The sequence below is a fragment of the Pseudomonas fluorescens group sp. PF-1 genome (assembly GCF_054481335.1).
This window is the reverse complement of sequence record NZ_JBTMNG010000002.1, coordinates 2,871,923-2,886,298: the sequence shown is the minus strand read 5'-3', so window position 1 is coordinate 2,886,298 and position 14,376 is coordinate 2,871,923. Positions and strand designations below refer to the sequence as shown.

At 60.2% G+C, this 14,376-nt stretch carries 11 protein-coding genes and 1 pseudogene; 8 read left to right on the top strand and 4 right to left on the bottom strand.

Annotation, left to right across the window (positions count from 1 at the left end; translation table 11 throughout):
- Positions 1–71: 71 nt before the first annotated feature.
- From ACX3YD_RS28165 to ACX3YD_RS28155, 3 genes are all read left to right on the top strand, one after another.
- Entirely contained in the window at positions 72–1,373 is a 1,302-nt protein-coding gene (locus tag ACX3YD_RS28165; protein ID WP_458961595.1) for an OprD family porin, read from the top strand.
- Between the two features lie 144 nt (positions 1,374–1,517).
- Positions 1,518–2,039: a GNAT family N-acetyltransferase gene (locus ACX3YD_RS28160; RefSeq protein WP_458961594.1), complete on the top strand. Its 522-nt coding sequence runs from the start codon at positions 1,518–1,520 to the stop codon at positions 2,037–2,039.
- A 560-nt stretch (positions 2,040–2,599) separates the two neighbouring features.
- Positions 2,600–2,929, top strand: coding sequence for a hypothetical protein (locus tag ACX3YD_RS28155; RefSeq protein WP_047528094.1), 330 nt, complete (start codon positions 2,600–2,602; stop codon positions 2,927–2,929).
- A gap of 109 nt (positions 2,930–3,038) precedes the next feature.
- Here ACX3YD_RS28155 and ACX3YD_RS28150 read toward each other — a convergent pair whose 3' ends face one another.
- On the bottom strand, positions 3,039–4,541 hold the full coding sequence (locus tag ACX3YD_RS28150) for an aldehyde dehydrogenase family protein (protein ID WP_458961593.1): 1,503 nt from the start codon (positions 4,539–4,541) through the stop codon (positions 3,039–3,041).
- 165 nt (positions 4,542–4,706) lie between these two features.
- Here ACX3YD_RS28150 and ACX3YD_RS28145 point away from each other — a divergent pair, with 165 nt between their 5' ends.
- Positions 4,707–5,498 (top strand): N-acetylmuramidase domain-containing protein, encoded by a 792-nt coding sequence (locus ACX3YD_RS28145; protein ID WP_103404228.1) that lies wholly within the window; start codon positions 4,707–4,709, stop codon positions 5,496–5,498.
- A gap of 60 nt (positions 5,499–5,558) precedes the next feature.
- Here the strand turns inward: ACX3YD_RS28145 and ACX3YD_RS28140 are convergent, their stop codons facing one another.
- Positions 5,559–5,930: a CZB domain-containing protein gene (locus ACX3YD_RS28140; RefSeq protein ID WP_458962092.1), complete on the bottom strand. Its 372-nt coding sequence runs from the start codon at positions 5,928–5,930 to the stop codon at positions 5,559–5,561.
- 39 nt (positions 5,931–5,969) lie between these two features.
- Positions 5,970–6,248, bottom strand: a pseudogene (locus ACX3YD_RS28135) (methyl-accepting chemotaxis protein); the annotation flags it as partial.
- A 787-nt stretch (positions 6,249–7,035) separates the two neighbouring features.
- On the opposite strand from ACX3YD_RS28135, the gene ACX3YD_RS28130 reads away from it, so the two are divergent.
- Positions 7,036–7,551, top strand: a complete 516-nt coding sequence (locus ACX3YD_RS28130; RefSeq protein WP_458961592.1) for an HvfX family Cu-binding RiPP maturation protein — start codon at positions 7,036–7,038, stop codon at positions 7,549–7,551.
- Positions 7,552–7,678: 127 nt separating this feature from the next.
- Positions 7,679–11,170 carry a hypothetical protein gene (locus ACX3YD_RS28125; protein WP_458961591.1) on the top strand — a complete coding sequence of 1,164 codons (3,492 nt, stop codon included), beginning with the start codon at positions 7,679–7,681 and terminating at the stop codon, positions 11,168–11,170.
- A gap of 150 nt (positions 11,171–11,320) precedes the next feature.
- Here ACX3YD_RS28125 and ACX3YD_RS28120 read toward each other — a convergent pair whose 3' ends face one another.
- Positions 11,321–11,941 (bottom strand): cell wall hydrolase, encoded by a 621-nt coding sequence (locus tag ACX3YD_RS28120; RefSeq protein WP_103404224.1) that lies wholly within the window; start codon positions 11,939–11,941, stop codon positions 11,321–11,323.
- A 143-nt stretch (positions 11,942–12,084) separates the two neighbouring features.
- Between ACX3YD_RS28120 and ACX3YD_RS28115 the strand changes: the two genes are divergently transcribed.
- Both ACX3YD_RS28115 and moaA read left to right on the top strand, forming a co-directional pair.
- Positions 12,085–12,936 carry a CAP domain-containing protein gene (locus tag ACX3YD_RS28115; protein WP_458961590.1) on the top strand — a complete coding sequence of 284 codons (852 nt, stop codon included), beginning with the start codon at positions 12,085–12,087 and terminating at the stop codon, positions 12,934–12,936.
- 438 nt (positions 12,937–13,374) lie between these two features.
- Positions 13,375–14,373, top strand: coding sequence for a GTP 3',8-cyclase MoaA (moaA, locus tag ACX3YD_RS28110; protein ID WP_458961589.1), 999 nt, complete (start codon positions 13,375–13,377; stop codon positions 14,371–14,373).
- The last annotated feature ends 3 nt before the right edge of the window (positions 14,374–14,376 follow it).

Below are 14,376 nucleotides of genomic sequence, written 5' to 3'. Positions count from 1 at the left end.
ACCCTGAACAGCCCTTTCCAGGGGCTGGCTGAACAACAAAAACAACTCACGGCAGGCAGGAACATCACATCATGCGTACAGCCAATCCCGTCATAGGGCATCTGGCCGGGCCGACTCGCGCCCGGTATTCCTTGAAAGCCACTTGTGTGTCTGCGTTATTGCTCGCGACACAGGCCCATGCAGACCTGGTCGCCGACAGCCACATGAGCCTGGAAACACGAAATTTCTACATGAATCGCGATTACCGGGATGCGGGTCTGTCCGACGGACCGCGCCATGATGGCAAGCCTCAGAGCAAGGCCGAAGACTGGGCACAAGGCTTCATTTTGCGCGGTAACTCCGGGTTCACCGAGGGTACGGTCGGCGTTGGCCTGGATGTCCTGGGGCTGGTCGGCGTCAAGCTCGACTCCGGCGGCGGCAGCAGTGGTACGGGTGTCCTGCAGCGCAATCAACGGACCGGCGAGCCCGTCGACGAGTACAGTTTCCTGGCGCCGACCGCCAAACTCAAAGTCGCCAAGACCCTGGTCACCCTCGGCAACCACGAACCGGTCATGCCCGTGTTGTTCCGCAATGACACACGGCTGTTGCCACAAACCTATCAGGGTGGCCAGGTCGTCTCCACTGACATCCAGAACCTGAGCCTCACCGCCGGACAATTTCGCCAGGCCCATCAGCGCGACTCGTCAGACTATGAAGACATGCGCATGGCGGCCGATGGCTCTACCGGCGGCGTGCCCACAGACCGCTTCAACTACGCAGGCGCGACCTACGCCCTCCAGCCCAATCTCAGCGCCACGTTTTACCGCGCCGAACTGAAGGACAATTACAGCCAGAATGCCGCCAGCCTTTTATACAAGTCGGCGTTGACCGAAAGCGTCAACTTCAAGGCCGACCTACGCTACTTCGGCAGCGATAACGAAGGCCATACCAACGTCGACAACCGCTATTTGGGTGGCATGTTCACGGTGAGCAGCCGTGGCCATTCCCTGGGCCTTGGTTACCAAAACCAACGTGGCGACACCGGACTTCCCTATTTGTCGGTTGCCGATCCCTGGGCCTTGAACAACGGCACTTACCAACCCTTTGTCCGGGCCAGGGAAGATTCCTGGCAATTGCGCTATGACTATGACTTTGCCCCCGTGGGCCTGCCCGGACTGACATTGATGACCCGCTACATGCGAGGCAATGATTTCGAGATTCGAGGCGTTGCCGCCAAAGAGTGGGAGCGCAATACCGACATTGCCTACGTGATCCAGAGCGGGCCTTTACGAAACCTGAGCCTGCGCTGGCGCAATGTCACCTATCGCGGCAGCGAAACGACCGATGTGGATGAAAATCGCCTGATCGTCGCCTACACGTTCAAGTTCTGGTAGGCCGAGGTTTACGCCCATTGTCCCGGAACTGAATTCAGCCAGAAGTGGCATCGTCACAACCGTGGCGAGGGTGCCCGTTCCCTCGCCACGGTTCATTCGCCGTTCCAACTATCCTTGACTGACGGATATCAGGAGCCACCGGTGATGCCTACGATCAATCTGCACGCCGCACAGCGCGACGACCTGGAAACCCTTGAATGCCTGATGCAGTTCTATACCTATGACTTCAGCGAGTGGTTGCCGTTGAAACTGGCTGAACACGGTTTCTTCAACATCCTGCCCCTGACCGATTACTGGCGAAAACCCGCGACCCGGCCGTTTCTCATCAGGGTGGACGGGGAATTGGCCGGGTTCGTGACCGTGGACGATGAAACCCATCGGCCCGGTATCGAGCACAACATCGGTTACCTGTTCGTGACCCGGCGCTTTCGTGGCCAGGGTGTCGCGAAGTTTGTCGTTTCCACCCTCTTGAGCCGTTTCCCCGGTCAATGGCAGATTTTCCACATCGAGGCGAACCAACCGGCGCGACTGTTCTGGGCTGCGGTCATGCCCGATCTCACGGGTGGCGAGTACAGCCTACATCACCCGTCGATTGGCGGTTATCCATGCACCCTTTACCGCTTTGAAAAATCGCCACCTTCGCCAGTGCCAAGCCCAATCCCATAGAACCGCCAAAGGCTCCGATCCTGGCGATCCATCCGCCCCACAGCCCCCTAAACCCTTTGTGCTAATTCCAAACAGCTTTGTCAGACAATATGTAGTGACTAAAAATATTCACTACAAAACCGTTGACGCCTTCGATTTGCCCTTGCATGATGCAGACGTCTCCCCGATCGGGAGTACACGCAACACGCTTGAGCAAGCTCGTCTGACCGCCGAGCTGTTTTTTCCGGATACACCCTGCCCACAAGGCAGATTGAAGAAGCTGACCTGGCCCGAACGTCCAGTACAAGGACGAGAAGCGCTAGCGATCCATCCTCATGAAGCTTGTGCCCGACCCTGAAAACGTCGGCAGTGGCATGAAGGTATTCGCTGCCTCTCTTCGTTGTGACGCTAACGCGTAGCAGTTATTCAACACGACTACATGCAACAGATGCGGGACCCCGTCGAATATGGCGGACGACTGCTGACGTCCTGGTTTCGGTGCCAGGGATCAACTAACCGATGGGCTACTTGTATTAGCGAATCAACTTTGAAAGATCACCAAATGGTCAAGGGGTTTTAAAATGAATCTGAACAATCAACCAACTATCGAAGAACTGGCTCGTATGTTCGCTGCGCAAAAAGACAGCCACGACAGCCATATTCTGTGGATCAGCAAGTCGGGCCAGGTTCATATCGACTGCCTGTCGCCACATGCCCATGAAACGGAGTTTGACCAGAACAACCAGAACCTGCTCGCCCGACTGAAGATGTACCGTCGCGGCCAGGGCTATGTCGGCAAGAAAGCGGCAGCCGACAAGGACTTCATCGGTAATGTTCTGCAAACGCTGAAACAGACTTGGGCATCGATGCAGAACCAGAACGAAGTTCGGGTGATTGACCGGTTCTACTGATCAGCAAGCGTCATCACTGACATACCCATAAAAAAGGGCCTGCTCCCGATAAGGAGCAGGCCCTTTGTTTATGCCTGGCAGACCACAATGGCCGCCGCGTCAGGCGTTTTTAACGTTTCACCGACAGATTCGTCTGGGTCATGCGGCTACGGATCGTGAACACGCCATCGCCCGAGAGAATCGCGCTACGGGCGAACAGGCGTCCGCTTTCCCAGTTCGACAGGCCCAGCTCGGGCTTGTTGAGCGCGTACTGGCCATCGACCCAACGGGTAATGCCATTGCCGACAAAGGGCGCGTTGACCGCATTGTAGAAACGCTCCTGGGTCGCCGCGTCTTCGCTGAGCAGCGACACGGTGAACTGAGGGCTGTAGCGATTGAACAAGGCGATGGCGCTGTCCAGGTCGTCGACGATCTTCAGGCTCACTTCAGGGGTTTCTTCCCATTCCCACTCGCGGCCCAGCTGATCTTCCGGCAGCGGCTCGGCCAGTGCTTCGGTGCGATAGCCTTCGGCGCGGTAGACCTCGACGGTCGCGTTTTGCCACTCCGCTGGCAGATAGGCTTCGCTGCCTTCGACGATGTGCAACTTGCAGCCTTGGCCCCGCGCCTTGCCGGCCTGTTGCAGTGCCTCCAGAAACAGTGGCACCAGTTCCGCAGCGCGGTCGCGGTGGATCAGGCAGACATTGAGGGTATTGCAGACCTTGCGATCGAGGGAGTTGCACACCACCGCCGCGAAACGCGTGGCGTCGGCGTCGCTATGGGCGATCAACCAGGCGCCACCGGTGCCGTGCAGGCTGACGGCGGTGCCGGCCTGTTGCGCGATGCTGCCCAACTGGCTGACGGCGCGACCCGAACCCCGGGCCACCGCCAGCGATAGACGGCGGTCGGCAAACATCGCCCAACCGGCGGCATGATTGACGCTCTCCACCAGCGACACCGCACCAGTCGGCAGGCCGGCGTCGGCCAGGGCCGGATTCAACGCGTGAGTGACGATGGCCTGGGCGGTGCCCAAGGCATCACTGCCAATGCGCAGTACAGCAGTGTTACCGGTGCGCAGCACACCGGCGGCATCGGCAAAGACGTTCGGCCGGCCTTCGAAGACGAACGCGACAATGCCCAGCGGCGAAACCACCTGCTCGACTTTCCAGCCGTCATGCTCGACGCAGCTGACCACTTGGCCGCGGGTGGCCGCGGCATCGCGCCAGGCGCGCAGGCCGGCGATCATGTCGCGACGCATGCGCTCATCGGCCAGCAAACGGGTGGTCGAACGACCGCGAGCCTTGGCCCGTTCGATGTCAGCCAGGTTGGCCGCCTCGATCAAGGCCCAGCACTCCGGGTTTTCCAGACGTTGGGCAAACAGATCGAAGAAGGTGCTGATGGCTTGATCCGACACCAACGACATTGCGCTAAACGCCGCTTCGGCACGGGCTATCGCGACGGACGCCGCCTGCTGGTCAGCCACTGGAATCAGCAGCAGTTCACCGCTGACCTGTTCCACCAACAGGTGGTCACCGGGCTGGAAGCGTGCCGCCAGTTCGGGGCTGACCACAGTGACACGATTACCAGCGAAAGGGATCGGCGTGCCAGCGACTAGACGTTCGAGCGCGAGAGACATGAAGCAGTATCACCATGCAATGGGCGGGCGGAAAATGTATAGCAAAAGTCCCTGAGCGTCATCCGCCGCTGGCCGGCACCGATGATCGTAAAACCCTCTGCCCGGGCCCGGCCCGCCTACGCTTAAAGCGCGTACCCGCGTTTCCTGTTTTCGACGGAGGCCGTCATGAGCGATGAATTCACCAGCCATGGCGCAGCGCTTGACGACGAAGGAATGGAAAATGCCCTGGACCTGGCCAAAGTCAGCGCTGCGCAACTCTGGGCTGTGCTAGCAGTAGAAACCTCCGGCAACGGATTCTTTTCCGACCGGCGCCCGAAAATCCTTTACGAACGTCACGTCTTCAGCCGCCTGACCCATCAGACGTTTGACGCACAACACCCCGATATCAGCAGCAAATCCCCCGGCAACTACGGCGCAACGGGCGCGCATCAATATGATCGGCTGAATCAGGCCATCAGCCTGAACCGCAACGCGGCCCTGCAAAGCGCTTCCTGGGGACTGGGCCAGACGATGGGCTTCAATTTCGCCTCAACGGGGTCGGCGGATGTCGAGGCGATGATCAAGCGCATGGTTGCATCCGAAAACGAACAACTGCTGTGCACCGTGAACCAACTGATCGAGGGGGGATCGGTCGCGGCGCTGCGGGCCAGGGACTGGGCGAACTTCGCCCGTCGTTACAACGGCCCCAACTACGCCATCAACAACTACGACTTGCGACTCAGCGCCGCGTATCAAAAGTTCTCTTATGGCGGCACGCCGGACCTGCGAATCCGCATGGCGCAAACCTACCTCACGTACCTGGGCTGGCACCCTGGCGCCATCGACGGCATCGTCGGCAAGCAGACCCGGGACGCAATGAACCTGTTCCAGGCCAAGGAAGGACTGGACTCGACCACGGTGCTCAACGACGAAACCCTGGAACATTTGCGCAGCCGGGTCCTGGCGTTATCGGACTGACTCGATGCCCACGCAAACGGCCCCGCAGGTGCAGCGGGGCATGGGACCTCAGACCGCCGATTACAGGCGCGAATGGAGCAAGCCCTTGACCGTGCGCATCACGGCGGCATTCGCCTGCTCCATCTGAGCCACCTGCTTCAAGGCTTCTTCCAGCTCGCCACGGGCATGGGCTTGCATCGCCGCCTGGCCGCTGCTGTGCACCAGACGATGGGGCACCTCCATGCGCCGGAAATCCGCGTTACGCTCGGCCTCGTTGCCTTCGCCGTAATACCACTGGCCGAACAGGCACTCGGTTTCATCTGGCAGGGTCAAGGGCGAACCGGGCTTGGGATTGAGCAGGCGGTCATACACCGTGACCTTGAGCGTCAGCTCCTGCAGGTTGGCCAGCTCGACGTTGGACAACAGGTGCGACTGGTCGATTTCCCGCTGCATCAGCTGCGCTTCGCTGTACATGCCGGCCATGGCTTCGGCGGTTTTATCGATCACCGCGCCGAAGGCACTGGAAATCTGGCTCTGTTGTGAAATCGCCTGTTTGGCCTGGCTGATTTCCTGCTGGATGGCCGAAGTTTCCTTAACGATTTCCCGGGTTGCTTCGGCGGTCTTCTCCGCCAGCAGGCGCACCTCCCCGGCCACCACCGCGAAGCCGCGCCCGGTGTCCCCGGCGCGCGCGGCTTCGATGGCTGCATTGAGCGCCAACAGGTTGGTTTTGCGGGCAATGTCGCTGATCAAATCGACAATGCGATCAATCTCACTGGCCCGGCCGACCAAATGAGTGATCACGCCTTCCAGCGCATCCAGCCCGGCGGCCATGATCCGCGATTGTTCTTGCAGATGACCGACCTGCTCGCGATTGTCGATGGCCGCGCGGGCCACGGTTTGCGCCCGTTGGTGATTGAGCTTGAGGCGCTGGTTGAGCATCGAGAAGGATTCGCTGACCGGCGACAACGAGTTACCGCAGGTCAACAGGTGTTGCGCCAGGCCACGGAAGAAGTCGCGATCACGTCGATCGGCCTGGTGCGCGATCAGAAGCGCGTCGTCCGGGGGTGCCACGACCGTCGGTTGCGGCGCCTCCACGGCAGGCACCACGTTGGGCCCGGCGGTTTTCCTGCGCCATGTGAAATTCATCGTCACTCCCCCTGCCCATGACGCAACGCGTCAAAAGCGCGGACGATACGAATGAACGGCACCGGGTAACAGATCCAATTTGACGAATTAACCGCACGCCACCACACCGCCAATGCCCTGTGGGCGAGCTTGCTCGCGATAGCGGTGGGTCAGCCACCCTCAATGCTGGATGCGCAACCGTCATCGCGGGCAAGCCCGCTCCCACAGGAGGGCGGTGATGACTCGGGATGGCTGCGTATCAAAGTGTGTACAGCCCTGCCCCAGACACACCCCGCACTTAAAACCCCACCCCAAAGACACACCGCAGATACACCCGGTTGATCAAATGCACCTGTCGATTGGCCAAGCCGATCCTTGCGCCGAACGGGCGCACAGTCGCCCGACATCCCTGATCTGTAGGAGACCCCTGTTCATGAGCACTTTCATTTCATCCACCGTCAAAGGCCTGCACCTGAACCTTGACCGCGCCGGCACCTGGATCGCGCCTTTGACCCTGCGGATGTTTCTGGCCTGGGAGTTTTTCGAATCCGGACTGGAAAAATTCAATGGCGAAAACTGGTTCGCCGACATCCAGGACCGCTTCCTGTTTCCGTTCAACCACCTGCCGGCCACGTTGAACTGGGAACTGTCGATGTGGGTGGAATTGATCTGCGCCCTCGCCTTGCTGGTGGGCCTGGCCACACGCTTTTCGGCCATCAGCCTGATGGTGGTCACTATCGTCGCCACCGCCGCTGTTCACTGGCCGACCGATTGGTCGACCTTGAGTGACCTGGCCCAGGGTTACTCGATCACCAACAAAGGCTATGGCAACTTCAAACTGCCGCTGATTTACCTCGCTGCGCTGGTACCACTGTTGCTGTCAGGCCCTGGCAAGTTCAGTCTCGATGCGCTGCTGGCCCGATGCTTCTGGCGCCGCAACCCTGTCTGAATCAACACCTGTTGGCGGTCAGTCAGCGGCAAATCGGGCAAATAATCGTCCATTCAGGCCAAACCCCTTGGTTGTTTGGGTCTATACATAACTGTACGCAGTGGGCCGACAACAAGAGGCACAGGCCGTGGACAGCAAGGGTTCGGGCACGAATCTGGCCTTTTGGTTGCCAGGCAGTGCGGTCATCCTGAGTCTGGTGGTATCGATGTTCGCCCTCAACCGCGAACCCTTCCTGGAACCGCGCCCCATCGGTGCGCAATTCCAGGCGCAACTGCCTATCGAAGCACGGCTCTGGCAGGACCCTTTCGACGCGGTCGAGCGCTATCGCAAAAAGCTCGGCGACAGCAAAAACCCCGATGCCGAGAACGTGTGCAGCCCCGACCTTTCGCCACTGTCCGGCGCAAAGCAGGCGCCCGATATCATGGTCGCGCTGGTCGAGGGCGGTCCCTACGCCGATGAGGTCGAGCGACGCCGGCGCATTCGCTACGCCTTGCTCGCCGGCTTCAAGAATTCCCATCGAGTGCCGGATCAGGAGCAGTACATTCACTGCCTGAGACTGGCCGACAACCTGTCCCCCGATGCGCCACAGAAAAACGCCGTCGTCGACGCGCCCTACGAAGTGTTCGTCTCCAACCCCTTCGATCCGCCGACCGCGCTGGAAGGCGCCTCACCACCTGCGGACCGCACGATCGTGTTCTGGTTGAAACAGGACGCCCTCGGTCCGACGCCGTTGCAAAACCTGGAAACCCTGCGCCAGACCCTGAATCACAAAGTCACTGCGGCGTGCGCGCCAACAGGCTGCTCCGAACAGCCGGAGCGCGCCGTGCTGAAGGTCATCGGGCCGTCGACCTCGACGGTGCTGCGAGACATGTTCCAGGATCAGGACATCGGCAAGGCCTCGCCGAATGTCGAAATCTACTCACCGTTGGCCACCGCCGATAACGAAACCCTGGATCGCGGCTACCAACGGCTGTCGCCGCCGCTGGTCAATCGGCCACCCATGAAGTTACTGCGCACCGTCAGCGACGACGGCACCATGACCCAATTGATGCTCGACGAGCTGAAGTTGCGCCGCGTCGACCCGGCCGCCGGCGTGCGTTGTAGCGACGGTACCCAGCGCCGGGTCGATTCACCCTGCACGCGCACGCTACGGCGCAGCGACAACCGCATCGCCTTGATTTCCGAGTGGGACAGTTTCTACAGCCGTGCGCTGATCGAGAGCTTCAAGCTGCAAGTGGCCCGCGACGCGCACCTCAATGACAGCGAAAAGAACCCGCGTGAAGCGGTCGACCAATGGATTTTGCGCTTCAGCTATTTACGCGGCCTGGATGGGCGCCTGCCGGAAGAGTCGGCGAGCACCGACAAAACCGCCAGCACCGATGCCGGCAAAAACACACCCGGCAGCCCCCCGATCGACCTCAGCCCGCTGGAAAAGGCCGACGGCAATTCTCAGCTTGACTACCTGCGGCGCCTGGCCGACCACATCGCCCGCGAAGACGAGGCCTATCGACGCAATGGCGAAAGCGGCATCGGTGCCATCGGCATACTGGGCGTCGATGCCTACGACAAGCTGCTGGTGTTGCAGGCACTCAAGAGCCGGATGCCCTACAAACTGTACTTTTCCACCGACCTCGATGCCCGCATGCTGCAACGGGGCCAGGCGCAGACCACCCGCAACCTGATCCTGGCGGCCCCTTACGGGCTCACCCTGACGCGCGCCCTGCAACAAGACGTGCCGCCGTTCCGCGACAGCCTGCAAAGTGCGGTATTTGTCTCGGTGCTGGCGGCGCTGGCGCCGCAGTCGTTCGATGCCAAGCGCGCGAAGTTCGACTATTCCAAATCAGAGCTGCTTTCGCCGGGCATTTATGAAGTCGGCATCAGTGGCTTCATTCCTCTGGCGACCCGGCTTAGCGCCTCAGGCCCGGTCAATTGCCAGGCGCCGACCCAATTGCAATCCGATCGCGGCGTCCGCCCCCACGACCTCATGGCCTTGCGCTGCCTGCAAGATCCCTCGCCACCACCCTACCCCGAACCGTCCCCGTCGATCCGCGAGCGTTTCAAACAAACCCAGTCCTTTTTCTGGGCCGGGCCGCTGACGTTCTCCTTGCTGATGATCGCCAGTTTCATCCTCTGGTGGCGGATCGAAGGTCCGCAGGACGATCACGACGCGCGGCTGGCCTGGGTGCGCGGCGTGCCGATCAGCCTGTTCATGGTCGCGGCCGTGTGCGCCTTCATCGCCACGCGCTTCTGGCACGCGGAGTTTCTCTGGTTCACCTTCGTGTTGATCCTGCTGGGCATCCTGTCATTGAACCTGACCCGGCGTTCTACCCGAAAACTGGCGCTGGCCGAGGATCCGATGGCCAGTCCAGCCCCTGCCTCCGACGACGCCTGGGTGTGGTACATCGTGGTTCCGCTGGTGATGTTCATCCTCGCGCTGATGCTGGCGTACCAGATGCGCAGCACCCTGACCGACAACGGCCTGGGCGAGCCGATGTTTCTGTTCGAAGGCATCAGTGCCTGGCCGACCGTGGCGTTGCGCTTGCTGGCGGTGCTGATATCCATCTCGGCATTGACCTGGGGCTGGCGCAAGTTGCGCATCAACCGCGCGGAGATCGAAACCACCTTTCACTTGCGCCTGCACATGCGCAAATACGAGATGACCTTGTGGGGTCAGGTCCGACGTCTGCTGCGCCGTGGCAAAGGCTGGCGCTTGCGGCGCTGGTGCAATGAACTGGGTCACTGGTTGCTGCTGATATTTTTCCCGTTGATGAGCGCCAGCGAAGACTGGTCAAAACCCTGTGCGTCGGCCCAGGTCAATTGCACCGACGGGCGCAAGATGATCTCCATTGCAAGGTTCTGGGGTGAGCATTGCATCTGTGGTTCATTCGGTGCGCGCATGCTGCGGGCGGGACTCGCGACCTGGTTTTACGTGGTCGTGACCAGCGTGCTGTTTGTCGTCTGGCCCATGGAAGGCATGCCCGTTCGCGGTCAATCGATCTGGTGGATGGTGAGTTGGCTGATTCCCACCCTGACCTTCCAGGTGTTGGTGTTCTGGGTCATGGACGCCAATCTGTTGTTGACCCGATTTATCCGCCATCTCAGCGAGCATCACGCGATCTGGCCGGGTTCGTTGCAGGCTGAGCACAAGAAAATCTTCGGAACGCTCAAGCACCCCTGTATCGATGAGTGGGTGGATATGCAGCTGATCGCCAAGCGTACCTCGGCCGTCAATCGGCTGATCTACGCGCCGACGGTGGTCATGTTGATCCTGGTGGCCTCACGCAGCAGCCTGTTCGACAACTGGCCGACACCGCCCGGCCTGGTCATTTCCTACCTGGTCACGGCGCTGTTGCTGCTCGGTTCCGCGCTGTCACTGCGACGTGCCGCCGAAAAGGCCCGCACCCGGGCCTTGCAACGACTCGACGCCTACCTGCTGGAAACCCAGGAAACCACGCCCTGCTACGGCAAGTTCAAGATGATCCGCGAGCGTGTAGCGACGCTCAACACCGGCTCATTCTCGCGCTATGCCGAAGACCCGCTGATCAAGGCCTTGCTGTTGTCGCTGACCGGGATTGGCGGTTCGGCGATTGTCGATGCGTTGAATTTTGCGAAGTTCTGAGGGTAAGCCCCTCGGACCGGAAGCCTTGCGATCGCTGTTGCGCAGCAATCGCAAGGTTGATGCCCCTGACGTTTCTGATGCGTGACTCCGTCATGAAGCTGATAAAACAGAAATGTTTCAGTTTCGTTGGTTCAGAAAAACTTAATCGGATTATTTCGCATCCCCGTCACGGGGCTTATAAAACCGGAACAAGCCGATTTCAGCGGTCTTGACGTACTTGTCCGCCCAATCGGGCTTGACGGTGCGGTCGTGGAAATACAACGCGCCGCCCGTATGGTCCGGCAATTGTTTGTTCAGCGCCTTGCGTGCGATTTCCTTGGCGATCGCGTAGGGGGCCTCCTCCTGAGCCGAGTCGGACTTGCCGTCACACCACCAGGAGAACTGGCAGCTCTTGGTTTCCGAGCCCTGTTTGACCACCGCGCACACCGTATCCGGGAAGCCTTCGTGACCCAGTCGGTTCATCACCACATTGGCGACGGCCTCCATGTCGGTGGAGTCCTTGCCCTTGGCTTCCCAGTAGATCGAACGGGCCAGACAGGTGATCGCGTCGTCCATGGGTGCTTTGCCCGCCGGATCGACTGCCTGGGCTTCAGGTTGGGTAATGGCTTGAGACTTGGGTACCGGTGCCGGACCGCTGTTATCCGCAGCCTTTTGCTCCAGGACCTGGGCCTTGTCTTTGGCGACTTGTTGTTTTTGATCCTGATCGCTGGCGAAGGCCGGGCCGACCAGCAGCGTTATTGCGAGGCAGGTTGCAATCCAGTGGAGGCGCATGATGGGAAGAACTCAATGGGCAATATCGATTCAGTGTAGTAGTGAACGGATTGCATGCCCCCCCACAACATTCTGGAAAATCCACTGCCTTTGATGGGGTAATTTCGCGCATCATGGGCGCAGTCAGCTCAAGGGGGATTTCCATGCGTTCACTTTCATCCGCAATGCGCTTTGCCGGGTTGTCACTGGGTCTGCTGTCTGCCTCCACCGCGATGGCGGGTGAGGAGTCACAGCTGATCGAATCGATCAATGCCTACCGCAGCCAGCTGCAACGGTGCGCCGGTTCAGTGTCGTCGGAGCTGCCGCCGCTGTCGGCCGACCCGCGCCTGGCGCTGTCCGCCACCAGCATCGGCAATTTGCAGCAGGCCATGGTGACCGCCGGTTACCCCATGAAGAACGTGCAGGCGATCAGCCTGTCCGGGCCCCGTGACGCGGCCTCGGCGATGAAAGCGATACAGGAGAGTTTTTGCCAGATCGTGCTGGACCCGCAATTCGTCGATGTCGGTGTCAGCCATCAGGACCGTGACTGGCGAATCGTCGTCGCCCGTCCGTTGCTCAGCGCACGCCTGGGCGACTGGCAGACCGAAGGCCAGAAACTGCTGGCCGAACTCAACATCGCTCGCAGCAAAGCGCGCCAATGTGGCACGCAGCCCTTCGGCGCCACCGCGCCGCTGACCTGGAACGCCACGCTGGCGACCGCCGCCGAAGCGCACGCGCGCAACATGGCCAATAAAAACTTCTTCGACCACAAGGACCCGGATGGCCGCACACCGGGCGACCGGGCGGAACTGGCGGGCTACGACTTCCAGCAGATCGGCGAGACCATCGCCGCCGGGCAAGACACCGTGCGCAAGGTGGTCGATGGCTGGATGGCCAGCCCCGGCCATTGCGCCAACGTGATGAACCCGCTGTTCCGTGATCTGGGCGCGGCCTATGCGACCGATCCGAAAAGCGATGCGGGGATTTACTGGACGGTGATGTTCGGGGCGCAGTAAGGGCCTGACCTGAAACGACCTCTGTGGCGAAGGAACTTGTCGGACTGTTATGACCGACAAACCCGCTCCCACAGCGAGGCACGCGGCGGTCGTTGACTTTGACCTGATTGAGGTCATCGATCGTTTGACGCAGAAAAGAACAGGAATGCGCGGTTAATATCGCCTTATCACTCGTTGCACCCCCGCTATCGACGACACCCATTAGAATTTTTTATTCTTGTTTATCAATAACTTAAACAACCAGAAAGCCAATACCGGAAGAAATAAAACTCTTCATAGATGCCGTCGATCAGCCGGTTACTCATAGTGATTGGACGTTCTCCCGAGTTGCACATAGCCTCCCCTCAACAAATCCGCACATCACGTCATTCGTCACTGTAGGAGCGAGCTCGCGCCTACAGGTTTGGCGGCTACTCATTCAATGCGTATGAGGAAATCATGTCAGAGCGAATCTTGGTCGATGGGTTCTCCCGGCGGGTGGATTACCTGCGCATGTCGGTCACCGATCGCTGCGATTTCCGTTGCGTGTATTGCATGGCCGAGGACATGCAGTTCCTGCCCCGGCCGCGAGTGCTGACCCTGGAAGAGATCTATCAGGTGGCCCACAGCTTCGTCGTCCTGGGCACCCGCAAGATTCGCCTGACCGGGGGCGAACCGCTGATCCGCCCGGGTGTGGTGCAACTGTGCCGGAAGATCGCCGCCCTGCCCGGCCTGCGCGAACTGTGCATGACCACCAACGGCTCGCAGTTGGCCAGGCTGGCTGATCCGCTGTTCGAGGCCGGGGTCAAACGCCTCAACATCAGCCTCGATTGCCTCGACCCGCAACGCTTTCGCGAACTGACCCGCACCGGTGACCTGGCGCAGGTCATCAAAGGCATCGACGCCGCCAACAAGGCCGGATTTCGCAACACCAAGCTCAACTGTGTGGTGATGAAGGGCCGCAACGATCACGAGATCAATGACCTGGTGAGCTTTGCCATCGACCGTCACCTGGACATCTCCTTCATTGAAGAAATGCCCTTGGGCACCATCCACGAACACAGCCGCGCCGAGTCGTTTTTCTCCAGTGCCCAGGTACGTGAAAAAATCGCCGAACGCTACACTTTGATTGATTCCGCCGAGTCGACCCAGGGCCCTTCGCGCTACTGGCGCCTGGCCGAAGCACCGCACATTCGCCTGGGGTTCATTTCGCCCCACAGCCACAACTTTTGCGGCACCTGCAACCGGGTGCGGCTGACCGTGGAGGGTCGCCTGCTGCTGTGCCTGGGCAACGAGCACGCGGTCGACCTCAAGGCCGTCTTGCGCAGCCACCCCGGCCAGCCCGAACGCCTGGAACACGCCATCATCGAGGCAATGAAACTCAAACCTTATCGGCACCATTTCGAAGTGAACGACGATGTCCAGGTGGTTCGCTTCATGAACATGACAGGCGGCTGAAAG